The organism is Basilea psittacipulmonis DSM 24701 (genome assembly GCF_000743945.1).
GTDB lineage: Bacteria > Pseudomonadota > Gammaproteobacteria > Burkholderiales > Burkholderiaceae_B > Basilea > Basilea psittacipulmonis.
The window spans coordinates 419,701-446,699 of sequence record NZ_CP009238.1 but is presented as its reverse complement, the minus strand read 5'-3'; the positions used below and the strand labels follow the sequence as shown (position 1 = coordinate 446,699).

The following is a 26,999-nucleotide window of genomic DNA, read 5'->3' as shown; positions in this document are numbered from 1 at the left end:
GAATTACAGTAGATTCTTAAAAAATCGTTTTACACGATTCTTAAACTTCCTATTTTCTTCTTCCTCTTTTCTCGCTAAAGCCTCTGCCTTTTTCGCCATCCACTTTTCTATCCACACCTCTTGAGGTTGTTCATAATCAAACTCTTTCATAAAATCATAAGGATCTTCATAATGATCTAATGGTTTAATCTCTATTAATTCTCTTGGTGCCACCAGACTATCAATGCCTAAATCATATCCATGGATCATGGCTATTTTTGCGTAGGTTAATGCAGGAAATGCTAAGTAAAAATCAAACCATAAATTAGTCCCATTTCTCCATTTTCCACGCTTTAAACTATTTGTAATCATTAACATTAATATTTCCTTCATCCCTTGAACGTCTTGACGTGCCAATGCAAGAAAAAAACGATAATCCGGTTCTATTTTTTTTGTTTTTTGTGAACGTGTGTCATCTTCTAAAAATTGTAAACTTCTTTTTTCTAACTTTTCCCATTCACCCGACAAAGCTAATAACGTTAAATGATTGGCATATATATACGGATCACATTCACGATAATCCGCTAAATCAAAATCTCCTGTTATCTCTACTCTTTGCTTAATGAGAAAATTTTTTAATTCTGGGTTATCAGATAATAACATCGGGGCATACATCGTACTATACCCAACATTCCCCCAATATGGAACTTCGCGTCCTAATATTTTTAATTTTCCTCCTACATAAATATCTTGTTTAAAAGATTGAATATCATGATGTAATAGCAAATCAATTGATGATCTGGCTTCATATAAAATTCCCAACTGTTCCATGTAAAAAAAAGGATTTTTTACTCCTGTTTTAATAATGTTCAGCATATATATCACTTCTTCGTGATAAGGACTATCTATATTCAACATATTTGAACGACCAAGACAATGCCTTACACTTTCCTCATAATTTCTTCCTGCATCACTGCCCAAAAATACTTTATATTTTTCATACTGAGTTCTTTGTTTTGTTGACATATATCATCGCCTGTTATCGAATCTTCTTAATCTATTCGGAATGAACTTAGCATTTAAGCACACAAAAAATTAAAAATCTTCTGCATAATCTAAGAAATTAAATTCACTCTCTGCTTTAGAAAACAGATGAGCTGCGTAACGATCGATTGCTTCGGCAGGATCCGTTAATTTCTTCATCTGCATGATATCTAGTCGTGGAACAACATACACATTCCTTTCTTGATTATGCGATGAAACGAATAACTGAAAACCTGTCTGACCACCATCATCTGTTGAACGCGTATCCAACAAACTTCTCAGTTCAAAGTACTTGCCACCTCGAAACTCTTCTAAATGATAACTCTGTCTAAACGGATGATTAAATTTCGCTTCTAAAAACTCCGTGTACTCAGGTAATACACGACGCTTTTTAACTATTTTTTTAATGACAGAAGATATCGGCGACATCTGATAACTTGCAATAGATGGCAAGACACTTCTAAAAATATCGTATGCCCCCATCTCTGCCACATGCCACCCATCTGAACGATATAACCAAGAATTCAAAATAGATAAAGGAATAGTAGAGTAGTCTTTTTGATATTTTTCATATGGGTATTTTGTATATCCAATATAACAAACTATATCATTAACGATAATGCCAAATTTAGTACTATCATCCGCTATTCCTGGATAGTTACTTTTACTCATCGCATAAAAAAACTTCCCTTGACTTAAATACTCATATGTTCTGGGTTGCCATTCTTTAAAAGGCTCGATTAAGTATCCAAATAGATCTCCTTGACTATCTCTTAAAAACCAATAAGGATTAAATTCTCTCCTTTCTTCCCTGATCGCTAAAGCATCAAACGGCACGTCATTTAAATCCGTATAAACCTGATCAAATTCTTGATATAAGTCTTTTTCTGTGTAAAACATTATTCACCTATCATTTTTTTAATTTCATCAATGCTACAACGTCTATATCGAAGTTAATCGTCTATACGATTATCGCTTCTAAAACCTGAGGCGATAATAAATTAAAAATCTTCTGCATAATCTAAGAAATTAAATTCACCCTCTGCTTTAGAAAACAGATGAGCGGCATAACGATCGATTGCTTCAGCAGGATCAGATAATTTCTTCATCTGCATGATATCTAGTCGTGGAACAACATACACATTCCTTTCTTGATTATGCGATGAAACGAATAACTGAAACCCTGTCTGGCTACCATCATCTATTGAACGTGTATCCAATAAACTTCTTAATTCAAAATATTTATTATCATCGTCAAACTCTTCTAAATGATAACTCTGTCTAAACGGATGATTAAATTTCGCTTCTAAAAACTCCGTGTACTCAGGTAATACACGATCTTTTCTATCTACTATTTTTTTAATCACGGAACATATCGGCGACATCTGATAACTTGCAATAGATGGCAAGACACTTCTAAAAATATCGTATGCCCCCATCTCTGCCACATGCCACCCATCTGAACGATATAACCAAGAATTCAAAATAGATAAAGGAATGGCAGAACATCTTTTTTGATGTTTTTCGTAAGGATATTTGGTATATCCAATATAACAAACTATATCATTAACGATAATGCCAAATTTAGTACTATCATCCGCCATTCCTGGATAGTCGCTTTTACTCATCGCGTAAAAGAACTTCCCTTGACTTAAATACTCATATGTTCTGGGTTGCCATTCTTTAAAAGGTTCTATTAAATATCCAAATAGATCTCCTTGACTATTTCTTAAAAACCAATAAGGATTAAATTCTCTCATTTTTTCCTTGATAGCCAAAGCATCAAATGGCACGTCATTTAAATCTGTATAAACCTGATCAAATTCTTGATATAAGTCTTTTTCTGTATAAAACATTATTCACCTATTATTCTTTCAATTTCATCTTCCACAAATTTTCTCACTGCATCCTGTCTATCTTTCAAAAATTTTCGATATTTCGGATGAATCTTTAGATTACCTTTCTCATACATCTCCCAACCACTTGTTTCAGTTTCAATCTTATTCCCTTTTGAAGAATTAAGATGTTTAGGTAGAGGTTGTAAATTATTGGGATTATTCATTAAACGTTCTTGAACCTCCTCAGGAAGATGACGAAACCCTTTAATTTTCAGAAATTCGCTTTTCGGTAAAATATGATCAATAGAATATTTAGCTTCATCAGGGAAATCATGGTATTCTCCATCAAATGGGTTCAGATATCTTACTCTATTTGTTTTTGGATCTACCCAGTCCCCTTCTCTAAATATTTTTTCTGGATCGCCATATCGTTTTGTGAAATCACAACATTCTGCATTATGAACCCATACACCAAAATGGCCAATATGGTAGGTACTAAAATGCTCAACTTTTATGTTATAAACTGTTTCTAATTTTCCTGTTTCTTTCTGTGAAACTACTGTTAAACTTGGGTTGCCTTGACGGTCAAGCAGTTTCATGCCACTTTCCAACAAGGAAGCCTTTATCCAACCCTCTTCATTCACAAAAAACGGATGTTCTTTAGTAGTGATAAAACGTTCGACAACTTTATGTTCATTCTGAACAATCACTTCAATCGTTTCTTGTTTCTCAGTTTCACTATTTGCAAGTACAGGTTGGTAATCATATTGGTCTCCGAACTCCTCTCTAGACCAAACTAATTCCCCATATCCAATCTGTTCTATCGGTTTTAACCCATTGACGGTTTCAACTAACGTACCTGCGACAAAACACGCTTTACCTGTATTACAAACATATTCCAATCTCTGATCACTTGTTTTATTTTCAGTTGGTTTCGCTTTAATACTGACTTCATTTTTTGCTACTTGAGAAACATCTTTTACTTCTTCTGTGGCATTTTTTAAATTATTAGTCTTCTTAATAATTTTTTTTGCTTCCTTAATTGTATTTTCTGCCAGATGTACGGACTGTTTTATACCTGTGCTAATTATTTTTACTGAAGTTTTAGTTATACCTCCCACACCAGATATAGCTGAACCTATCTCTATAATTATTCCACCTAGTTCTTTTCCAGCATTATATGCACCTTTCGCTCCTGCTTTCTCATATTCACTTTTCAGGATTTCAATACGATTAATAAAGTCTTGTTTAAGACTATTTATCAATGTCGCAGCTATATTTTCTTGAGAGAATAAAAATTGAAATGCATCATAAACTTGACTAGGATTGGTCACCAACTCAAAGACATCTTTAATCGTATCAGCAAGTTCCTTTGGAACAGCCGCAAGCACTCCTGCACCAAATGCAGCATTTTGTCCCGCTGACACACCAGTCCAGTATAGTTCAGTTTTAAATTTACACCAGAAATTCTCACATTTTTTTAGTTCGGCTTCATATTGTGCTTGTTGAGCATCAGAAAGATAATTATTCTCCACTGCTCGTTTACCGATTTCTGAAGACACGATGGCATTACTTGTGCTATCACCAACTATACCGCCTACTAAGCCACTAGCCATTTGACTAAATGTCGCGACTTTTTCTTTTTCCGACTCAGTTAGTTGATAAACAGGTTTTTCATAAATTTGTTCCACTACCACTTTTGCAACAACTTCAGCCGTCACTGCAGCTGTTGCACCTGCTAGGGCGTTATTACCTGTGGCATAAGACTCCACAGCACCTAATACCGCATGAGCAATCAAGTTTGGGGTCAGATTAACCTGTTTATTTTTATCTTCTGTTGCATCTCGAATCATATGATTGGCAAAGGGCGATAAACCTCCTACCACTGCTTGTGAGGTACTACCTGTTGCCAACCCTTGTAAAATAACCGTGGCCGCTCGGATCGATGTTTGTATGGTACTATCTTGTCCATATTTCTCAAGTACATCAACCGCCTGTCCACGTTGCAATAAAGCTTGCAAATTATCTGGATCTTTTTCTAATATCGCATCGGCTTCTTTTTTATCTTTTTCCGCTTTATCTATCTTTGATTTTAAGGTTAGGGTGATAGCATTATTAGCTATCTCACCAATCACCTGTGCCATTTCCTGACGTTCTTTCAGTTCCTGCATATCTTGTTGCTGAACTTTTTGATTCGCATGAGTTGTGTCTCTCAATAATTGACTCGGCACTTGGCCTTGGTCCGCTACTATCTGAATACGATCACTAATCGCACTATAAGTAGTGCCACTATCGGAACGATTAATATTACCTAAAGCACTCATCATCGGCATCAGGCTACTCATGGCATTTTGTTCCATACTCGTTGAAAAGCCTGCACTAATAGACTGTACACGAGCTTCACTATAATTGTGAATATTCTCACTACTTAAACTGCCCGTCTTCAATCTATTTTTGTCTGCCTCTGCTTGGCTATCAATCACCGATCCTTTCAAGTGAGTATGACCGTTTACATCAACGTTTAACCCCTCTTTTCCTGCATACAAACCGCTTTGTTTTTCTACCTGTGCATAGTTAACTTTTGCTTTATTCATGCTAGCGTTGATAGAAGCATTAGAACCACTACCATAAATCGCTACTGATGCACTCACCCCTGCTTGTACTTGTTTGCTATCATAATGCTGTTCGTCTTGTAAGCTTTCGATCGACAGGTTGCGACCAACAACGACTTCAAGTGCATCGCCATTTACTTCAGCACCTTTTAACGTCGTATCTTGAGCACTTTTTAACACCACACTGGATGCATGAATTTGGTTATTATTTTGATGAATCGAATCACTATTCTCATGCCCTTTACCTATTTGAGCCGATCCTTCAATACCAAATCCATAACTACCGCCACTGGAACCTAGGAATACGCCTAAACTCCAACCACTATTTTTATTCTTACTGCGTTGACTAACTGTATCTTGTGTCGCCGTCATCGTTAAATGTTCAGCAGATGATAGTTGGGCTTGCGTGGCTTGAATTTTTGAGCCTATCATATCGATATTACCTGCCGTACTATCAATCATCACTTTCCCAGCATTCAAAGAACTGCCTTGATGGGTAACTTTTGTAGAATGGCTACTAGACTTGGATTGACTCGAACCAATGCTTATCGAAATTTTAAAATCAGCATTCTGTCCAGACTGCACAGCTTCTGCAACTTGAGCCACTTCTTGTGCCAGCATAATGCTTTCTTGAGCTGCTTTAATTCCATATAATGCTTGCAAACGACTATCTTTCACTTGCTTACTTCTGGTAAGGCTAGCATCGGTTTTCATGGCTGCATCAGTCACCGCACTGCTAAAGGCTATGGTCAACCCTGAGCTTTTAAACTCATGCTTTTGGTCGCGTTCAATTAAGTCTTTACCTGCATCTACTGTAACGCTACCACCTTTTATATCAATGCTATTTGCTTGTGTAGCAATGACATCTGCCCCTTTTACATTGACATGACCACCTGCTTGCATCACCACGTTTGCATTTAATGACCCTACAGAACTTCTCGCATCCGACTGCGTCCATCCTGTTTCTTCTAACTCATGTTTTTCCGTTTGGCTACCAAAAGTGATACCCGCACCACCGCCTGTAAACACCCCTGATTTTTTCTTCGTTTCTATCTGACTGTTTTTATAATATTGCGTGTCTGCCGTCACATCAATATTGTGAGCAGCTTGGATGGTTAAATCCTGATCAGCAACCGCTTGCACGCCTTGAGCCGTGACATCTTTTCCTGAACTGATCAAAATTTCTTGAGCATTTAATTTAGTGCCTACTGTCGTTTCTGTGTGTTGTTTATCTAAACGGGTTTTAGTAACCTTGGCGATACTGCCACTTTTCGTACGATGAAATTCTTCAAACGAGCTACGTTCTTTGGCACCTTTTAACTGAATATCGTTTTCTGCCACCATTGCCAAACGTGACTGACTGCTAATGTCAGCCCCTTCTGACAATATATTTTTCGCCATTAATGTTGTATTTCCTTCCCCTTTAATTTGGCTACGAATGGCAGTTTCTGTGTTTTCATAACGATAATGATTAGCCTCTCCAACTTGTTCATTTGAACGAGTTGATAATGTCGTTAAATTTAAATTATTCTGTGCTTCAAGACGTAATTCTCCACTGCCTGCATTAATAATCTGGGCAGCTTGAACATTTAAATCATTAGCCGAAATATATAAGCGTGCCTCTTTGCCTTTCGCATAAAAAGAAGCTTCTCGACCTAAACGCATTTCTTGACGTTTGAAATGAGACAGGACAACATCACTATCAACCGTGGTACTGCGATGATTGATATTTCCTTCTGCATGAATGCTTAAATCATCGTTTGCTTCTACACGACCACCTATATTATCGAAATCACCACGTGTACGAATATCGACCTTTTTCCCTACTATCAATCCTTCATTCAAAAGATGATCAGATTGAATCGATGTCATTTCATCACCTAAAACGACACCACTATTATTGAAATACTGAGTATTCAAATCAACAACTTTACCTGAAAGCAATGATCCTTGAGGCGACAGATCACCCTCTTTAGGCACTACATATACTCGAGGCACTAACACGGTAACGGTCTTACCTTCTGGCAAAGTAATGTCTTGCTCTTCTAACCAAACAATATCTGTCGTCAGTTGTTGAATTTGTTCAGGACTTAATGCAACCCCTAAGGTTAAATGAAATTTCTGTGCAAAACTGATACCACTATTCATCAAAGCCTTATATTGGCTTTCCATATTTTCATAGTTATCCAGCCATGCTTTCCCTGTTAATTGATGAATTTGTTCACGCACCAAACGTTGCTCATAAAAACCATCACCTAAACGTTTATGAACATGTTGAGGTTCGTTACGTAACATCGTGAACATATAGTCACTACTTAGCCACTGGCCACGTGAAGCAAATGCAGGATCTGTCTCAATTAACACATGACTGTCTGCATCAGGATTGAGGCGATAAAAACGCGTATTAGGCAGTAATGAAATCGCTTTAGGATCGGCAACAACCGCTGGCTGTGTACCTTCATTTTCTTGATAAGCGGTATGTTCTTGTTTAACGGCTACGCCCATCTGATAGGGTGTATTCACATAATTATTATAGTCATACACACTACTCCAACTGCGTTGAAAATAACGTTTAAATCCACCTCTCCAACGATCGTTGGTCCATTGTTTGGTGCCATATTCAGTAACGATATCATATCCCGTTTCATCTTGATTCAGCACGGTTCCCGTCATGCTCAACTGATTGCCAGCAATAATTTGACTACGATCATTAAGCACTTGATCACTATGAAATTCAATATTCTTTCCAGCTAAAATTTGACCTGGTAAAGTCGTTTTCACGACACTGGCTTGTTTGACTCGTTGATTTAACTTGGTAATCCAGAAATGACTGAACGTTTTGCCCAATAATCGTGAGTTATGTGCATTAATTTTTTGATTTAATGCTTCAAACGATTGTTCGTTTTCTTGTAGCCAGTTTTGAAAAGGTACCATCGCTTGCTGATAGGCTTTTAATCGTTCTGGATATGTACGTTTTTCCTCCTCATAACGAAGCAATGCTGTTTCATAATCTTTTTTAGCCTGTTCGTAATCTGCTAAACGTTTTTCATACTGTTCTTGAGTTTCAGCAATACGTTTGCCATCTGGTTCTACAACTGCTACTGGTGGTTGAGGTTCATCAGGATATTCAATTTTAGGCAGATCGCTAGGCATCTGGCTAGGCGGTGTTAAATTGAAATAAGCCCAAGCTGGATGATTAGCATCATAAATAGATTCTGGTTTAATTTGGCAACTTGCGGGATCCGCATAATCTTGGCAAACATATTCATTAGCCATCGGCAATAATGTGTTTGACGTAATGTCTTCACCCGCCTGTAAAGACTCAGTAGCATCCTGACGATAAGCTAATTTACCTGCTCGACTAAATGGGATCCACTTGAGTAAATTAAAATTGATTCTATCTTTAGTTAAATACCCTTGTGGAATAATGTAGGTTTCATTAATCTTTTCATCAGAGATGGTTTCTATCTCCGATTTAAAATGCGTATTTAAATTTTTAACTTCGCGAACATTCAACACTATGTCGCCATTGGCCGCTTCAATCGTTGAGCTATCATTCAATAAGGTATCCGCTTGTCCAATAGCCTGATCATCTGCATTTAACTGTCGTCCAAAGACAATATCTTTTTCACTAAATAATGTTGAAGCACTCTTTTGTTGTGGCAGATAATGAGCAGTTTGGTTCACAATCGTTGGGGCCGCTACATCCAAACGCTGATACGCCGCGATAATCGGATCTTGTCTTGTGGATGTTTCTGTTAGTTCATCGATATTCTCAATTGTATTGGCTTGCAACGCTACATGATCACCGTAAATTCGACCTGTGCCAATATTCTGAATCTCTGATGCTTTAATAACCGTTTTAGCAGTTTTGTTTGAATCGTCAAGTTGACTATTAATTAACCCTCTGTTAGTCAGCTTATCTTTGACGCTTAATCGAACCTCACCGCCTTCTATTTCCCCTGCTTGAGTTTGATCAAGACTTTGTGCATGAATATTGATACTTTCTTTGGCCCCTATCACCCCTGACTGTTTAAATGATTTTTCAGCATCTAAACGAATCTTTCCTTGATTGGCCAATATTTTGGCACTGGCTTGATTATCAATAACACCTGATTCACCCTTAGCCACACCTTTAATGTTTTGTTGAGCTTGAATGGTGTTTTGATTCACAATACGACCATTCACATCAATGACCACATCACCTGATGATGCACCGATATGACCTGCATTTCTCACGCCCAAGCCTGATTCCGTACCTACTAATTGGATACTTCCTGCATACATACCACCTAGTTCTGATACATCCAAAGCATAACCTTCAATCGCAGGAGCATTACCTGCTGCGATCACTTCAATCGAATCATGATGAGCAGAAACCTTATTTTTCCCCGTTGTCACCTTGAGATCGTTTGCCCAAATCTTCCCGTTTACTTGAACTTCTTTGGCGATAATATCGGTGTAATCTGAACTGCTTGTATCCAAGCCTCTTCCCGCTACGGTAATCGTTCCTTTCTGTACTTGATAGCCTTTAACCTGTCCATTTTCAAGTTGCACTTCGCCTGTCGTTAAGGTACTTCGTCCAGCATTAATCACACCACAACTTTCACAATGAATACCGCTGGGGTTAGCAATAATCACATCTGCTTTTGCCCCTGCCACTTCGATATATCCTTTTAATTGGCTGGCTTGACTTGAATTCACTTCATTTAAAATAACCTTAGCTTCACCACCTGCTAAATAAGGATTGGCTTGTATCCAGCCTGCTTGTTGAGTTTGAACATTCTTACGACTATTATTTAGAATCGCTCCTTTCTTATCCACATCAAATTGTTGATATTTATTATGCGATAATCCTTTACTATTCGGCGTTTGAATATTAACTTGTGGAATGCCATTAGCCGTTTCTAAAATAACCGCCTGCTGTTGTTTGGGAGCTTGTTTATCAGCAATAATCTGCATACTTTGAGCAGGTGAGATTTGGATCACCCCCATCAGTGCATAAACCACGACACTTAAAGGTTTCAACGACCAGCTAATAGGTAATTTTTGAAATAACGATTTTTCAGAAGATTTTAATGTAGGGACAGTCGAGACATTAATTTCATTTTTAGACTTACCTTCTGAGGATACAATCTCTGAAACCACTACCAAACGCTGTAATGTTTTACTAAAAATAACGCGGTAAAAATGTTTATTCATTTGATCTCACCTAATCTTAAAACTGATAATTTAAATTAAACCCTGTTGTGATAGACGACGTTCTAAATCCTTTTGGTTTATATAAGGGCATTCCCACAAAATATTCATATTGCAGTCCCCACAGATTACCTCTAACGCCCAAAGCAGTTCCCGTTAAACGTTGACCAAAAGATTCTTTCGCATAGGCACCACTTACATAACCCGTGTCGATAGCTAGATAGACTTCATGACCCTTATTCATCACATTCCAACTCAATTCATTACGCCACAACCAACCTCTTTCTCCCATCAAGGTAAGCTCGCCATCAAATCCTCTAACGCTGTATCGTCCACCAATACTAAACATATCTTGCAAAATCAAAGGTGTCTTATTCCATTGTGCTTGCCAACTCGTAGAAAATTGCCAACCTTGTTCACCTATCTTAAAAGGTTGTTTAAAACTAATAGCCGTACTGATAATTCGAGGACGTGATGTTCCTTCGCCAAACTTCTCTTCAGGAGCTGGCAAAGCATGAAAGGCACCTGTTCCCTGTTTATAGTTCACATTCCATTCCAAGGTACTTTTTCCAAAATACTGGTAGTAAGTCATTCCAGCGGACCACCCTGCCATCCGGCGACGTTGAATTTCAATTTCACTATCATCAATATAATTCGCACTTTGACGATACCAAATACCCATGTCAGCAGTCAGTTTTCGGGTACTATCTCGATATAACAATCGTGATAGTGTGAAATTAATATATTGACTTTTGCCTGAATATTCGTAATTTTGAAAGGCACCGAAAACCGTTTGATAATAATGATTTTCGGTAAATGAATAACGCAATAACCAGTTTTTCCAAGGAATCGTATAATACACACCACCACTATGGCTACCTCGTTTTCCCTTGTCATCACTATCTCTCGATATACTTTGTGTCCATGAACCGTAAAGTACATCATTCAATGAAAAAAGATTTTCTACAGAAACATTAGCCCCTGCTTGTAACCGCCCAGTCGCACGACTACCACTATCATCTATCGATAAGCCCAGACGAATTGGAAAGTCTTGCTTAAAGTCTATATGTAAATCACTTTCTCCTGGCATCGCATCTTCATCTTGAGCTGGCACAATTTGAATATTGGCTTGAACATGAGCAGGACGTTTCAAGTTTTCTAGCCCTTGTTCTATCTCTCTAATGTTTAATAAATCACCCGATCCTAATGGCAATGCAAACCAAACGGTTCCTTTATGCGTCCTTAATGGATGGCTGTGGTCTCGCATCAGAATATGTCTTACTTTTCCAGGCACCACCGTTAATACTAATCTTCCTTGTCGCAAATCCTGTGGCATCGCTAATACTCGAGTGGTAGCATACCCTTTTTCAATCAACGCATTCTGAACTCTTTTAATCATCTCACCGATACCTTGAGCTCCTAAACAATACGGTAATTGAATATCCTTGGGACGATAAATAGCCTTTAAAGCCCAATCAAAATCTGTTTTTAAATCCGTCTTACTTAAATGATCTACCTCTTTGCGATCAGGTGAAAACTGCGTTAAATAAATTTCTTTTATGGAAAAACATAAGGATTCTTTCGGAAAGCTTTGAATTGTTGGAACTGATGTTTCGACACGAACATCTAGATCCGTACTGAATGCTTCTTGTCGTCGCTTTTCTTGGTCTTGTTGTCGTTGCTGTTGCTGAGCATCTATTTGCTGTTGCAAAGAATAATTCTGGGGAAAGGTAGCATTAGCTTTTGTTGTGGACAGCCCCAACAAACCAGTCAAGATAGTCCCAAACAAAATTTTATTTTTCATGGCTTATTTCTTTCGCAAAGGATAGTTACTATTAATATTAATTTTAAAAAAGCCCATATTTTATATAAAACTAGATTCCCCATCCATTAGGTTGTTGCTTTTTAACATCAAAAAAATTGCCATCTGAAACAGATGGCAAATATTTGATAATTTGGAATATGGATTACATATTCAATGTACGTTTATCAACGGCTAAAGCAGCTTCTTTCACCGCTTCAGAAAGTGTTGGGTGAGCATGGCAGATACGAGCGATATCTTCAGCAGCACCTTTGAACTCCATGATCGTAACCGCCTCAGCAATCAATTCAGAAGCCATAGGTCCAATAATATGAACACCTAACACTTCATCAGTATTCGCATCAGCGATGATTTTCACAAAACCGCTTGTATCACCTAATGCACGTGCACGTCCATTAGCCATAAATGGGAAGCTACCGACTTTAATCGCACGTCCTGCTTCTTTCAATTGTTTCTCTGTTTGACCTACCCATGCCATTTCAGGTGTCGTGTAGATAACCGCAGGAATCGTTGCAAAATTCACATGACCATGTTGACCAGCGATACGTTCAGCAACTGCAACGCCTTCTTCTTCCGCTTTATGAGCCAACATCGGGCCACGAACAACGTCACCCACCGCCCAAACGTTTGGAAGATTAGTGCGACACTCATCGTCCACCACAATAAAGCCACGCTCATCTAGTTTCAAGCCAACTGAATCAGCATTTAAGCCATCTGTGTAAGGAACACGACCAATCGAAACAATTAATTTTTCTACTTTTAGCGTTTTCTCTTCACCTTTTGCAGTGGTATAAGGAACGGTTACGGCTTTGGCTGTTTGAGAAATTTCGCCAATTTTCACGCCCACTTCAATTTCTAAACCTTGTTTAGTGAGCAATTTCTGAGCTTCTTTAGCCACTGCTTCATCTGCAGCAAATAAAAAAGTAGGAGCCGCTTCTAAAATGGTTACCTGAGCCCCCAAACGACGCCATACACTACCTAACTCTAGACCAATCACACCTGCACCGATAACACCCAATGTTTTAGGTACTTTGTCGATGTCTAATGCACCTGTGTTAGAAAGAATTTGTTTTTCATCAAAAGGTAAGTTTGGCAAAGCACGTGGTGCAGAACCTGTTGCAACGATAACATGAGTTGCTGTTAGGCTTTGAGCATCTTTGCCTTCAACATTGATAGCATAAGTACCATCTGCATTTTTAGCTGCAAAAGAAGCTTTTCCAGAAATGAAAGTGATTTTATTTTTCTTGAATAAGAATTTAATCCCTTCATTATTCTGGCTAACTACCGTGTTTTTGCGACCAATTAATTTATCTAAATGTAGTTTGACACTACCAACTTCGATACCATGTTCCTCGAAGTGTTCTTTTGCTTGTTCGTAATGTTCAGATGATTGCAATAAAGCCTTAGAAGGAATACAACCTACGTTTGTGCAAGTACCACCAGGTTTTGCATTACCTTTAGCATCCACCCATGCGTCCACGCAAGCTACTTTTTTACCTAATTGAGCAGCACGAATCGCAGCAATATAACCGCCAGGACCCGCACCGATGACTACAACGTCAAAAGCTGACATAAATATCTCCATAAAAAAGGTGCGAGACTTGCCCGCACCCTAGATTAAAATTAAGCGTCTAACAATAAACGAGCAGGATCTTCTAGTGCTTCTTTCATTGTCACTAGACCAAGAACTGCTTCACGACCATCGATTAGACGGTGATCGTAAGACATCGCTAGATAGTTAATTGGACGGATCACGATTTGACCGTTTTCAACAACTGGACGCTCTTTTGTTGCATGGATACCCAAGATAGCAGATTGTGGTGGGTTAATGATTGGTGTAGATAGCATTGAACCAAATACACCACCATTAGAGATAGAGAAAGTACCACCTGTTAATTCTTCGATACTTAATTTACCGTCACGAGCTTTTGCACCGAATTCAGCGATTTTCAACTCGATTTCAGCCATTGAAAGTTGGTCAGCATTACGAAGAATAGGTACGACCAAACCACGTGGGCTACCTACAGCGATACCAATATCAAAGTAACCGTGATAAATAATATCTTTACCATCGATAGAAGCATTCAATACTGGGTATTTCTTCAATGCTTGAACCGCTGCTTTCACAAAGAAAGACATAAAGCCTAGTTTCACACCATGCTCTTTTTCAAACTTGTCTTTGTATTTAGCACGCAAGTCCATCACAGCTTGCATGTTTACTTCGTTGAACGTTGTCAAAATTGCGTTCTCTTGTTGAGATTGCAATAGACGTTCAGCCACACGAGCACGTAAACGTGTCATTGGAACGCGTTGTTCTGGGCGACCGTCCAAAGATAATGTGTCAGCAACAGGTGCAGCTGCTTTAGGTGTTGCTTTCGCACCCATCGCATCAGCTTTTGTTACACGACCATCACGACCTGTACCCGCCACATCACTTGCAGCAATACCTTTTTCTGCAAGGATTTTAGACGCTGCTGGAGAAGCGATACCTGCCGCACTATTAGAAGCTGGAGCAGCTGGTGCTGGCGTCGCTGCAGGAGCTGGAGCGGCCTCAGGAGCTTTTGCAGGTGCAGCGGTCGTAGCAGCAGCCGTAGCATCAGTATCGATTTTGGCCAATACTTGACCAGATGTCACGGTAGCCCCATCAGCGATTAAAATTTCTTTTAACACACCAGCAGATGGACATGGCACTTCTAACACCACTTTATCTGTTTCAATTTCAATCAGTGTTTCGTCTGCAGAAACTGCTTCACCCGCTTTTTTCTTCCACTCTAATAGCGTACCCTCAGAGACTGATTCTGAAAACTGAGGAACTAATACATCAATAATAGCCATAATTTTTCATTCCATAAAATAGGTTACATTACTTAGAAAAAGTGCCTTTGAACTTTGAAGAGAACGCTTGTTCAACCAAAGCCACTTGTTGCTCTTTGTGTTTAGCAGGATAGCCTACTGCAGGTGAAGAAGAAGCTGGACGGCCAGCGTAAGCTAACTTCATGCCTGCACGCATGTTTTCATACAAATGATGTTGGATGTAGAACCATGGACCTTGGTTTTGAGGTTCATCTTGTACCCAAACAATATCTTTTGCATTAGGATAAGTATCGATCACTGCTTTAAACTCTTTGTGAGCAAATGGATATAACTGTTCAACACGAACAATTGCTACATCATCTGCTTCACGCTCTTTACGACCATTAACCAAATCATAGTAAACCTTACCTGAGCAAACTAGGATACGTTTGACTTTATTGGCCTTAATGTTCGCATCTACTTCTGGAATGACCGGTTGGAATCCACCAGATGTAAATTCTGACATAGGTGATGTCGCATCTTTATTACGTAATAAAGACTTAGGTGTAAAGATAATCAAAGGCTTGCGAGATTTACGAATCATTTGTAAACGTAACAAATGGAAAATCTGAGCCGCAGTTGTAGGTTGAGTTACCTGCATATTATTATCTGCACACAACTGTAAATAACGCTCAATACGTGCTGATGAGTGTTCTGGACCTTGACCTTCATAACCATGAGGAAGCATCATAGTCAAACCACACATACGACCCCATTTTGCTTCGCCTGAAGCGATAAACTGGTCGATCACCACCTGAGCACCGTTAGCAAAGTCACCAAACTGTGCTTCCCAAATAGTTAGTGTGTTAGGCTGATTACTTGCATAACCGTATTCAAAACCTAATACCGCTTCTTCAGAAAGAACAGAGTCGATCACCAAGAATTTACCTTGTTTTTCGCTAACGTGTTGTAAAGGTACGTAAGTGCCATCATCCCAACGTTCACGATTTTGGTCGTGTAACACAGCATGACGGTGTGTAAAGGTACCGCGACCGCAATCTTCACCTGTGATACGTACATCATAACCAGATGCCACCAAACTAGCATAAGCTAAGTGTTCGCCCATACCCCAGTCAAGGTTCATTTCACCGCGACCCATCGCTGCACGATCAGCCAACAATTTTTCAACCAATTTATGTGGTGTAAAGGTATCTGGAATCGTTGTAATACGTTCAGATAAACGTTGTAATTCCGCTTTAGGAATAGCGGTATCAACTTTATCTGTCAATTTACCTTTGCGATACTGATCCCAGTTAATCGCATGAGCACTACTTTGACCTGTCAACACAGGTTCTACCGTTTGCTGGCCATTTTCCATCAAATCACGGTATGCTTGAACCATTTTCTCAGGTTCATCCTTAGCCAACACGCCTTGTGCGACTAATTTATCAGCATACACTTGACGTGTACCTGGATGTTTTCCAATAGCTTTGTACATCAAAGGCTGTGTCAAAGCAGGTGTATCCTGTTCGTTGTGACCTAATTTACGGAAGCAAACAATATCGATCACCACATCATGTTTAAACTTCATACGGTATTCTAAGGCCAATTTAGACACAAAGATAACCGCTTCTGGATCATCTGCATTCACGTGGAACACAGGTGCTTCAATCATTTTCACGATATCTGTACAATACAATGTAGAACGTGCATCGCGTGGATCAGATGTTGTGAAACCAATCTGGTTATTGATCACGATATGCACGGTACCACCTGTACCATAACCGCGAGTTTGAGCCAAGTTCAATGTTTCTTGAACAACCCCTTGACCGATAAAGGCCGCATCACCGTGAACCAAGATAGGCAATACTTCTGCTTGGCTACCATAACGGTCTTGAGATGCTCTTGCACGACCTTCTACAACAGGGTTCACAATTTCTAAGTGAGATGGGTTAAAGGCCAATGATAAGTGCATTGGGCCGCCACGCATTGAACGATCACTTGAGAAACCGTTGTGATACTTCACATCACCATCTGTCAAATCGGCTGCATGTTTACCTTCAAATTCGTCGAACAAATCACGTGGCATTTTACCCATCACATTCACTAAGGTATTCAAACGACCACGGTGAGCCATACCAATAATCGACTCTTTTACGCCAAATTCAGAGGCATGTTGCAACACTTCGTTCAATGAAGCGATATAGCTTTCGCCACCCTCTAAAGAGAAACGTTTTTGACCCACATAACGTGTATGTAAATAACGTTCAAGTCCTTCAGCTTCTGTTAAATCCTGAAGAATTTTCTTTTTCTGTTCAGTTGTTAAACCAAAGTCACCATGAGCACTTTCCAAACGTTCTTGGATCCAGCGTTTTGCTTCTTGGTTTGAAACATACATAAACTCAGCACCGATACTTTGGGTATAGGTACTACGCAAATTATTCAAAATTTCACGAAGTGTCATCGTTGGTTTCTTCGTGAAATAAGTATTTGTAGCAGCATATTCCTGATCAAGATCAGACTCAGTTAATCCATAGAAGGCAGGATTAAGCTCAGGAATTTCAGGTCTTTCGCGACGTTTTAGGGGATCTAATACAGCGTGATGAACGCCTAAAATACGGTATGCAGCAATAATAGACTGAACCTGTAACTGTTTATTTGCATGTTCTAAATTTGGCGCAGCTGACTGGCGAACAAATGCGTTGTGTTTTGCACGTTCCGCAAAAGACGCGACGACAGAACTGTGATTTTGGTCACGAGTCGTTGTTTTACCGTCTGTTGCAGGTTGTTGTTGCAATCGCTCAAAATAGCTATGCCATACTTCAGGAACTGAATTGGGGTTTTCAAGATAGGCTTCGTAAAGTTCCTCGATATAAGGAGCATTACTGCCAAATAGATAAGAAGTTGTTTTTCCTTCGTCAAAATTACTCATATATACGCCTCACCATAATTGGGTGCTTCACCCATGTTAGTGCAGGAAACCTTCCGTTTACGGCTAGACCGGTTAGCGGATAGCGTCGTTGCAGAAGGCACGAAATTGCCTTTTCAGACAGCTGTCTATTGTACACCAAAAAAACTGCAACCCACTTCATACACCTAGATTACAAAAGTTTAAATTCCTTAACAAATCACTATTTGTCATGGTCAGTCAAACAAGATTTTTTCAACAGAATGAATAAAAAAGGACTGAACCGTTTCACTCACGCATCTTATAACGAATACTTAGATGGATACTGAATATCTTAGATTTTTGCCTTGCAAAACCTTAGATATAGTGAAAAACCTCTAACCATGAACATAATTAAAAAAAATCTCCAATACGGCTATCGTACTGGAGATTGTTGAGAATATCAGCGTTTAATGATCGCTGGCTTGAGCAGCACCAATACCTGTCACTGAACGAACGTACTGAGGCAGATACCCTGCTTTATCTTTTGCAGCTTGCTCAGAGTTATCTAGTTTAGACACCACATAAGCGACGATAAAGGCCAATGGAATCGTGAACAGTGCTGGGTTTCCATAAGGGAATATAGGACTGTCATGACCTAATACCTGCACCCAAACAGATGGACCAAAGATAATCAATACTGTTGCACTTAACAATCCAGCAAATCCGCCGCATACCGCACCACGCGTGGTTAAACCTTTCCAGAACATCGATAACATTAGTATCGGGAAGTTACCAGAAGCCGCTAATGCAAAGGCTAAACCCACCATAAATGCTACGTTTTGGCTTTCAAATGCAACCCCTAAGACAATCGCCACTACGCCAAGTAAAACCGTAGCAATCTTAGATACTCTCATCTCTTCATGCGAAGTTGCTTGACCTTTACGAACAACCTGATTGTACAAGTCATGACTGATGGCCGAAGCACCTGATAACGTTAATCCCGCTACTACCGCTAAAATGGTGGCAAACGAGACCGCAGAAATAAAGCCTAAGAAATAATCCCCACCGACCGCTTTAGATAAGTGTACAGCAGCCATGTTCGTACCACCGATCATTTCAATCACGGTTTTCTCACCTTTTATGACTTCATGGAAGAATAGCGGATTGTCTTTTGTGAGGAACATAATCGCACCAAATCCAATGATGAACGTTAATAGGTAGAAATAACCGATAAACCCTGTGGCATAAAATACCGATTTTCTCGCTTCTTTTGCATCAGGTACTGTAAAGAAACGCATCAAAATATGTGGCAAACCTGCTGTACCAAACATCAAAGCCAAGCCTAATGAAATCGCGTCAACAGGGTTATTCACTAATCCTCCAGGTGCCATGATAGATTTACCTGATTCATGAATTTCCACTGCTTTTTTGAACATCATTTCTGGACTAAAGCCAACCGAGTTAAGCACCACTACCGCGATAAATGTCGCGCCAGAAAGTAGCAAAATCGCTTTAATAATCTGTACCCATGTCGTTGCCAACATACCACCGAACAGTACGTATAGCACCATTAGGACACCTACAATCATCACGGCCCAAATATAGTTCAATCCAAACAGTAACTCAATCAATTTTCCAGCACCGACTACCTGTGCGATCAAATACAAGGCGACAACCAATAGCGTGCCCGTTGCAGCGAAGATACGAACAGGTTTCTGGTTCAAACGATAAGCCACTACATCTGCAAAGGTGAATTTACCTAAGTTTCTCAACCGCTCTGCAATTAAAAACAATACGATGGGCCACCCAACTAAGAAACCTGTTGAATAAATAAGACCATCGTATCCTTTTGTAAAGACTAGTGCTGAAATACCCAAAAACGATGCGGCAGACATATAGTCTCCAGCTAATGCCAACCCGTTTTGGAACCCTGAAATACCGCCCCCTGCCGTATAGAAATCTTTCGTGGATTTTACGCGTTTAGCGGCCCAGTAAGTCACGCCCAATGTCGCCGCCACGAAAATAAAAAACATCACGATCGCAGAGATATTGAGTGCTTGTTTCTCCACATCACCCGTTAAAGCATCAGCAAACGCTACCGATGCCAAACAGACAGGAGAAATCATCGCTAAAAATTTCGTGATTCTACTCATTTCCCTTCTCCTTTCAATACATCATCTATTGCATTTTTTGTAAGTTTGTCAAACTCGCCGTTAGCCTTATAAACATAAAGACCGGTGACCACGAATGATAAAACGATCACCAATATACCCACTATGATGCCCCATGTTGTGTAAAGTCCCTCCGCTATTGGGACAGCAAACCAATGAGGAACGGCCCCTAAACAAGTGATATAAATCACATACATTAAAAACACAAATAACGAAAACCCCCATGATAAGCGACCTTTTTTTCGAACCATGTCCTGAAACTTGGGATTTGTCATAATATTTTGTACATCATTTACATTCATTTCCCAATCTCCTTTTTTACATTGATAAACAAACGTTATTCTCATTTTTATACAATGTAATTTCAATTGTAATTATGGAAAACCCTAGATTAGGGAATACGATGATATAAAAATTCAGAGTAAGATAAGCACAGCGTAAAGCCCACGTGATAGCGGACAGGAATACGATGATATAAAAATTGAGGACGAAATAAGACGTGGTTTATAGAATTTTTTCTAATCGATACATGGCTTCTTGTAAACGATCTAATGCTGTTGCATAGGAAATGCGGACCATTTTTTTCGCCCATGTCGGACCAAAATCCAATCCTGGCACCCATACAATATTCGCTTTATCTAATAATTCGTAAGCAAATTTAAAGCTATCTTCTGTATAACGACTAACATCCGCATAGATATAAAAAGCCCCATCAGGTACAACAGGTACATGAATATCTAATGCTTCTAAGGCAGGAACCAAATAGTCCAGACGTTCTTTGAATTTTAATCTTCTGTCTTCATAAATTTTGATCGTGTCAGGTTCAAAGCAAGCCAACGCCGCTCGTTGAGCCAAACTGGATGCACAGATAGCAAAATTACTACTTAATTTCTCAAACTCTTTAACATGCTGTTCAGGCAACACAATCCAACCTAATCGCCAACCTGTCATATTAAAATACTTTGAGAAACTGTTAATCACCACCACATCGTCATCAATGCTTAACACCGATTTTGGTTTTTGGGCATAATACAAACCGAGGTAAATTTCATCCATAATCAGCAATCCACCTCGTTTTTTGACCACCTGAACAATTCGTTTTAATTCTTCATATTCAATGGATGTTCCAGTAGGGTTACCTGGAGAAGCCAGTAATACACCTCTTGTGCGTTCAGACCAATTCGCTTCAATATCTTGAGCTGTGAGTTGGAAACGCCCTTCAATCGTAGTCGGAATCTGTTTAGGAATGCCTCCTGCACAACGAATAAAACTCATATTAGGCGGATAGGATGGATCGGGCATTAATATTTCATCACCTGGATTAATAAAACATAAAGAGGTCATGGCTAACGCAGCTGAAGCACCGCTAGTAACGATCACCTGTTTAGATGTAATATGAGTATGAAAGTGTTCATTATAGTACTGAGCAATCGCTTCTCTTAGTTCTGGAATTCCAGCTGCTTCACTATAAGCACTTTTTCCCTCGCGTGCAGCCTTATCCAAGGCTTCTACCACAGATAGAGGAGCAGTAAAATCTGGTTCACCAATTCCCATACTAATCACATCGAATCCTTTAGCACGTTTTTCTTGAGCCAAATTACTCAAATCTACCGCTCTAAATGATGTTATTTCCTGCATTCTTTTTGCAAAATCCATGCTACTTCCCTATCCAAATTCCTGTCACACGACACACCTTATTATAGGCGGTTGCTCTTTTTATCTCAAAAAATAAATGACACTCAACACTATTTTTTTAAACTAACTACCATCTCGCTTAAAAACAATTTTCTTATCGCAAGCCATTAGATGATTTGATCCTCTATTCAGTTCTACTTCTCCACATTGAATTTTAAACAATAAGTCAACCCTCACCATTTTGAATCTTAAAAAATCTTAACCATGATAAGTTAAATATTGGAAAGTCGCCTATACAGTGATTCTTAGCCATACTTTGTTTGTTCAAAAAGAAATAAAAAATGCCCTATTACATGAACAGGACAAAAAAGTGAATCAGTAATATTTATTTCTTACTAACTTGTGCATGCAACGATTGCAATGGATACACTTGAATGCCATGACCCTCATGCAAGTACACCATTCCTTTTGCAGCCGCTAGACCGCCTGTAATCGTTGTATATAAAGTGACACGTGACGCTAAGGATTGTGTACGAATAGAACGTGAGTCACTAATCGCATTGCGACGTTCTTCAACGGTATTAATAACCAAGTCAATTTCGCCATTTTTCAAGGCATCCACTACATGTGGGCGACCTTCCGTGACTTTGTTGATAATGGTAACAGGAATACCTGCTTGACTAATTCGAGCGGCCGTACCTCGTGTTGCCACAAGTTTATAACCCAAAGAATTTAGTATTCTGGCGATTTCCACACCACGATCTTTATCCTGATCACGAATACTTAAAAAGGCTGTTCCTGATTTAGGTAAATACTCACCTGCTGCGATCTGGGCTTTGACAAAGGCTTCTGAAAACGATTTACCCACGCCCATTACTTCGCCTGTAGATTTCATTTCAGGACCTAAGATCGTATCCACACCTGGGAATTTCACAAATGGGAAAACTGCCTCTTTTACACAGTAGTAAGGCATTTCCACTTCTTCTGGCACATTCAGATCATCTAGTTTTTGACCTGCCATCACACGAGCCGCGATTTTTGCGAGTTGCAAGCCTGTTGCTTTAGAGACATAAGGCACCGTACGAGAAGCTCTTGGGTTTACTTCTAAGACATAAACCTGATCGTCTTGAAGGGCAAACTGAACGTTCATCAAACCTTTCACATTCAAGGCTTTGGCCATGGCTTTGGTTTGACGTTTAATTTCATCAATCGCTTCTTTTTTCAAAGAATAAGGCGGTAAGCTACATGCAGAATCTCCACTATGGATACCAGCTTGTTCAATATGCTCCATCACACCAGCAACAAACACTCTGTCGCCATCGCAAATACAATCCACGTCAATCTCGGTCGCATTGTTTAAGAAATGATCGAGCAATACAGGAGAGTCATTTGATACTCTCACCGCTTCTTTCATATAACGTTCAAGATCTTTTTGTTCATGGACAATTTCCATCGCACGACCGCCCAAAACATAGCTTGGACGAACCACTAATGGATACCCAATTTCAGCTGCTTGTGCCATCGCCTCTGTTTCAGTGCGAGCGGTGCGGTTTTCAGGCTGACGCAAACCTAATTTATTCAGCAATTTTTGGAAGCGTTCGCGGTCTTCAGCCATATCAATAGATTCTGGGCTGGTACCAATAATCGGCACACCATTTGCTTCCAAGGCTTTGGCGAGTTTTAAAGGTGTTTGACCGCCATATTGAACAATCACACCATCTGGTTTTTCTGTCGCCACAATCTCTAATACATCTTCTAAGGTTAATGGCTCAAAGTACAAGCGATCAGAGGTATCAAAATCCGTTGAAACGGTTTCAGGGTTACAGTTCACCATAATGGTTTCATAACCATCTTCACGCAATGCCAACGCCGCATGAACACAACAATAGTCAAACTCAATCCCTTGACCAATGCGATTCGGGCCACCACCTAAGACCATCACTTTTTTCTTCGTACTCGGTCTTGCCTCACATTCCTCACCATATGTTGAATACATATAAGCGGTGGAGGTCGCAAACTCGGCCGCACATGTATCTACACGCTTATACACTGGACGTACAGCATACTGGTGACGCAAGCGACGAATTTGATCTTCTGAGGTATCCAACAAATACGCCAGACGACGATCTGAGAAGCCTTTGCGTTTAAGCTGTCTTAAATTCTTTTCATCTAAATCAGCCAAAGTGCATTGTTCTAATGCCAGCTCAATATCGATCAAATCTTTAATTTGTGATAAGAACCACACATCAATCTTCGTGAGTTGGTGAACTTGTTCAACGGTATAACCTTTGGCAAACGCATCGGCTACATACCAAATACGCTCAGGACCCGGCTCAGCAAGCTCTTCTTGGAGGGTCTCGGGATCAACCGTGAACTGGTTTAAACCATCCACACCTACTTCCAAACCACGTAATGCTTTTTGGAATGACTCTTGGAAACTGCGACCAATCGCCATCACTTCGCCCACTGACTTCATTTGCGTGGTTAAACGATTATTCGCTGATGGGAATTTTTCAAACGCAAAACGTGGAATCTTAGTGACCACATAATCAATACTTGGCTCAAAAGATGCAGGCGTTGCACCGCCCGTAATCTCGTTACGTAGCTCATCTAAAGTATATCCAACAGCGAGACGAGCTGCTACTTTAGCAATCGGGAATCCTGTTGCTTTAGATGCCAATGCTGATGAACGCGATACGCGAGGGTTCATCTCAATAACAATCATGCGACCATTGTCAGGATTCACTGCAAACTGAACATTTGACCCCCCTGTATCAACGCCGATCTCGCGAAGTACGGCAATCGACGCATCACGCATAATCTGATATTCTTTATCAGTCAAAGTCTGAGCAGGTGCAACGGTAATAGAATCCCCTGTATGCACGCCCATCGGATCTAAGTTTTCGATAGAACACACGATAATGCAGTTATCTGCCTTATCACGTACCACTTCCATCTCATACTCTTTCCAACCTAGCAAAGATTCTTCAATTAATAATTCATTCGTAGGCGATGCTTCTAAACCACGACGACAAATCGTCTCAAATTCTTCTGGGTTATAAGCAATGCCACCGCCTGTTCCACCTAATGTAAAACTAGGACGGATAACCACTGGGAAACCTGATGTACCAATCTCTTGGGCGATTCGACGTTGTACAGCCCATGCTTCTTCCATGCTGTGAGCCATACCTGATTTTGCTGATTCTAGACCAATCTTTTCCATGGCCTGTTTAAAGGCAAGACGGTCTTCTGCTTTTTTGATCGCATCTTCATTCGCACCGATTAACTCCACACCATATTCTTGTAAAACACCGTGTTCAGCCAATTCCAAAGCACAATTCAATGCTGTTTGTCCACCCATAGTTGGCAAAATCGCATCAGGCTTTTCAATTTCAATAATACGTGCGACCGCTTCCCATGTAATCGGTTCTACATAAGTAACATCTGCTGTGTCAGGATCGGTCATAATGGTCGCAGGATTACTGTTTACTAGAATCGTGCGATACCCCTCTGCTTTCAACGCTTTGCACGCCTGAGCACCTGAATAATCAAACTCACATGCTTGGCCAATAATGATGGGCCCTGCTCCAATAATTAAAATACTTTTTATGTCGGTACGTTTAGGCATAATTCTTCTCTCTACGATTTCATCAACTCAATGAATTTGTCAAATAACACCACTATTTCATGAGGGCCAGGACTGGCTTCTGGATGCCCTTGAAAACAAAAAGCTGGAGCGTCAGTTAACTCAAAACCTTGCAGTGTGCCGTCAAATAAAGAAATATGTGTTTGTCTAGCATTTGACGGTAGTGTTGCTGCATCAACAGCAAACCCGTGATTTTGGCTGGTAATAAATACCTTACCTGTTGCTAACTCTTGCACAGGGTGATTACCACCATGATGACCTGTTTTCATTTTCACTGTTTTAGCACCTACCGCTAGCCCCATAATTTGGTGACCTAAACAGATCCCAAACAAAGGAATTTTCTTAGCAATAAGCGTTTTGGCTGCTTCAATCGCATAATCACATGGCTCAGGATCGCCCGGACCATTTGATAAAAATACGCCATCGGGATTCATAGCCAACACGGTTTCTACAGGTGTTTTGGCAGGCACCAAAGTCACTTGACAGCCACGTTCAACTAATAGTCTTAGAATATTGCTTTTTACGCCAAAATCATAAGCAACTACATGGTAGCTAGGGTTTGTCAACGTACCATAACCCTTGTTCAGTTCCCAAGTGCTTTCTCGCCAATCAATCGTTGTTTCTGTGCTGACTTTTTGGGCCAGATCTTGACCCACCATACCTTGATACGACTTGGCCAATGTCAATGCCTGTTCTGCTGCATCAGGTTCATCACTAACTAAAATACAAGCCCCCATGGAGCCTTTTTCTCGAATAATGCGTGTCAAACGTCGAGTGTCAATATCAGCGATAGCTACCACGCGATTTTCAATAAGGTATTGAGATAAGGTTTTTGTACAACGGAAATTCGAGGTAATCGTCGGCAAGTTTCTTACCACCAAACCAGAGGCTGCTAAATGTTTAGATTCAACGTCCTCGTCGTTAATGCCCGTATTACCGATGTGTGGATAAGTCAAGGTAACGATTTGACCGGTATAACTTGAATCCGTCAAAATCTCTTGATACCCCGTCATCGATGTATTAAACACAATTTCTGCAACAACTTTACCCTTTGCTCCAATCGCCTTCCCAAAAAACAAAGAGCCATCCGCTAGTGCTAATATTGCATTCGGATAGCTCGATATTCCTAGTGTTTCTGATAATTTCATGACACTCATGATTAGTTCCCAAATTTTGAACGTAAACTTATTCATTATACTAAGAAACGCATTATCAAGTCTAGAAAGTATTTAATATTTTTTTACCCCCTAGCCCAAAAAAGACCGATATCATCAGGTTTTGAATAATTGAACAGGCAGACATTAGCGATTTATAAGCGTTTTTGAAATAATGCGGTTAACGTTTGGCCTATAACGGCTGTTGTGGGAGGA

13 protein-coding genes are annotated in these 26,999 nt (G+C 39.8%); all 13 read right to left on the bottom strand.

Annotated elements, in window-relative coordinates; translation table 11 throughout:
* Positions 1 to 3 precede the first annotated feature (3 nt).
* Positions 4 to 1,005, bottom strand: coding sequence for an Imm49 family immunity protein (locus IX83_RS01915; protein ID WP_051919065.1), 1,002 nt, complete (start codon positions 1,003 to 1,005; stop codon positions 4 to 6).
* A gap of 69 nt (positions 1,006 to 1,074) precedes the next feature.
* A complete protein-coding gene (locus IX83_RS01910) occupies positions 1,075 to 1,923 on the bottom strand; it encodes a hypothetical protein (protein WP_201770246.1) in 849 nt (282 codons plus the stop codon).
* Positions 1,924 to 2,024: 101 nt separating this feature from the next.
* The gene (locus IX83_RS01905; RefSeq protein WP_201770245.1) at positions 2,025 to 2,879 is read right to left on the bottom strand and encodes a hypothetical protein; all 855 of its coding nucleotides are present in this window, start codon (positions 2,877 to 2,879) and stop codon (positions 2,025 to 2,027) included.
* Positions 2,879 to 10,675: a two-partner secretion domain-containing protein gene (locus tag IX83_RS01900; protein WP_038498561.1), complete on the bottom strand. Its 7,797-nt coding sequence runs from the start codon at positions 10,673 to 10,675 to the stop codon at positions 2,879 to 2,881. The genes IX83_RS01905 and IX83_RS01900 overlap by 1 nt, the downstream gene beginning before the upstream one ends.
* A 16-nt stretch (positions 10,676 to 10,691) precedes the next feature.
* On the bottom strand, positions 10,692 to 12,476 hold the full coding sequence (locus IX83_RS01895) for a ShlB/FhaC/HecB family hemolysin secretion/activation protein (protein ID WP_038498558.1): 1,785 nt from the start codon (positions 12,474 to 12,476) through the stop codon (positions 10,692 to 10,694).
* Positions 12,477 to 12,639: 163 nt separating this feature from the next.
* On the bottom strand, positions 12,640 to 14,067 hold the full coding sequence (gene lpdA, locus IX83_RS01890; protein WP_038498555.1) for a dihydrolipoyl dehydrogenase: 1,428 nt from the start codon (positions 14,065 to 14,067) through the stop codon (positions 12,640 to 12,642).
* Between the two features lie 50 nt (positions 14,068 to 14,117).
* Positions 14,118 to 15,329, bottom strand: coding sequence for a 2-oxoglutarate dehydrogenase complex dihydrolipoyllysine-residue succinyltransferase (gene odhB / locus IX83_RS01885; protein ID WP_038498552.1), 1,212 nt, complete (start codon positions 15,327 to 15,329; stop codon positions 14,118 to 14,120).
* Between the two features lie 28 nt (positions 15,330 to 15,357).
* Positions 15,358 to 18,219 carry a 2-oxoglutarate dehydrogenase E1 component gene (locus tag IX83_RS01880; protein WP_038498549.1) on the bottom strand — a complete coding sequence of 954 codons (2,862 nt, stop codon included), beginning with the start codon at positions 18,217 to 18,219 and terminating at the stop codon, positions 15,358 to 15,360.
* Between the two features lie 425 nt (positions 18,220 to 18,644).
* Positions 18,645 to 20,330: a cation acetate symporter gene (locus tag IX83_RS01875; protein WP_051919060.1), complete on the bottom strand. Its 1,686-nt coding sequence runs from the start codon at positions 20,328 to 20,330 to the stop codon at positions 18,645 to 18,647.
* A complete protein-coding gene (locus IX83_RS01870; protein ID WP_038498547.1) occupies positions 20,327 to 20,650 on the bottom strand; it encodes a DUF485 domain-containing protein in 324 nt (107 codons plus the stop codon). The genes IX83_RS01875 and IX83_RS01870 overlap by 4 nt, the downstream gene beginning before the upstream one ends.
* A 202-nt stretch (positions 20,651 to 20,852) precedes the next feature.
* The gene (locus IX83_RS01865) at positions 20,853 to 22,004 is read right to left on the bottom strand and encodes a pyridoxal phosphate-dependent aminotransferase (RefSeq protein ID WP_038498544.1); all 1,152 of its coding nucleotides are present in this window, start codon (positions 22,002 to 22,004) and stop codon (positions 20,853 to 20,855) included.
* Between the two features lie 364 nt (positions 22,005 to 22,368).
* Positions 22,369 to 25,611: a carbamoyl-phosphate synthase large subunit gene (gene carB / locus IX83_RS01860; protein ID WP_038498541.1), complete on the bottom strand. Its 3,243-nt coding sequence runs from the start codon at positions 25,609 to 25,611 to the stop codon at positions 22,369 to 22,371.
* An 11-nt stretch (positions 25,612 to 25,622) separates the two neighbouring features.
* Complete coding sequence (gene carA, locus IX83_RS01855) at positions 25,623 to 26,777, bottom strand: glutamine-hydrolyzing carbamoyl-phosphate synthase small subunit (protein WP_038501401.1); 1,155 nt, start codon at positions 26,775 to 26,777, stop codon at positions 25,623 to 25,625.
* Positions 26,778 to 26,999: the final 222 nt, after the last annotated feature.

What these genes read in the sequence shown, in the direction of transcription:
- IX83_RS01910 (WP_201770246.1), bottom strand. Translation starts at nt 1,923, where the DNA reads ATGTTTTACACAGAAAAAGACTTATATCAAGAATTTGATCAGGTTTAT.
- lpdA (WP_038498555.1), bottom strand. Translation starts at nt 14,067, where the DNA reads ATGTCAGCTTTTGACGTTGTAGTCATCGGTGCGGGTCCTGGCGGTTAT.
- IX83_RS01875 (WP_051919060.1), bottom strand. Translation starts at nt 20,330, where the DNA reads ATGAGTAGAATCACGAAATTTTTAGCGATGATTTCTCCTGTCTGTTTG.
- IX83_RS01905 (WP_201770245.1), bottom strand. Translation starts at nt 2,879, where the DNA reads ATGTTTTATACAGAAAAAGACTTATATCAAGAATTTGATCAGGTTTAT.
- IX83_RS01865 (WP_038498544.1), bottom strand. Translation starts at nt 22,004, where the DNA reads ATGGATTTTGCAAAAAGAATGCAGGAAATAACATCATTTAGAGCGGTA.
- IX83_RS01880 (WP_038498549.1), bottom strand. Translation starts at nt 18,219, where the DNA reads ATGAGTAATTTTGACGAAGGAAAAACAACTTCTTATCTATTTGGCAGT.
- IX83_RS01895 (WP_038498558.1), bottom strand. Translation starts at nt 12,476, where the DNA reads ATGAAAAATAAAATTTTGTTTGGGACTATCTTGACTGGTTTGTTGGGG.
- IX83_RS01915 (WP_051919065.1), bottom strand. Translation starts at nt 1,005, where the DNA reads ATGTCAACAAAACAAAGAACTCAGTATGAAAAATATAAAGTATTTTTG.
- carA (WP_038501401.1), bottom strand. Translation starts at nt 26,777, where the DNA reads ATGAAATTATCAGAAACACTAGGAATATCGAGCTATCCGAATGCAATA.
- carB (WP_038498541.1), bottom strand. Translation starts at nt 25,611, where the DNA reads ATGCCTAAACGTACCGACATAAAAAGTATTTTAATTATTGGAGCAGGG.
- IX83_RS01900 (WP_038498561.1), bottom strand. Translation starts at nt 10,675, where the DNA reads ATGAATAAACATTTTTACCGCGTTATTTTTAGTAAAACATTACAGCGT.
- odhB (WP_038498552.1), bottom strand. Translation starts at nt 15,329, where the DNA reads ATGGCTATTATTGATGTATTAGTTCCTCAGTTTTCAGAATCAGTCTCT.
- IX83_RS01870 (WP_038498547.1), bottom strand. Translation starts at nt 20,650, where the DNA reads ATGAATGTAAATGATGTACAAAATATTATGACAAATCCCAAGTTTCAG.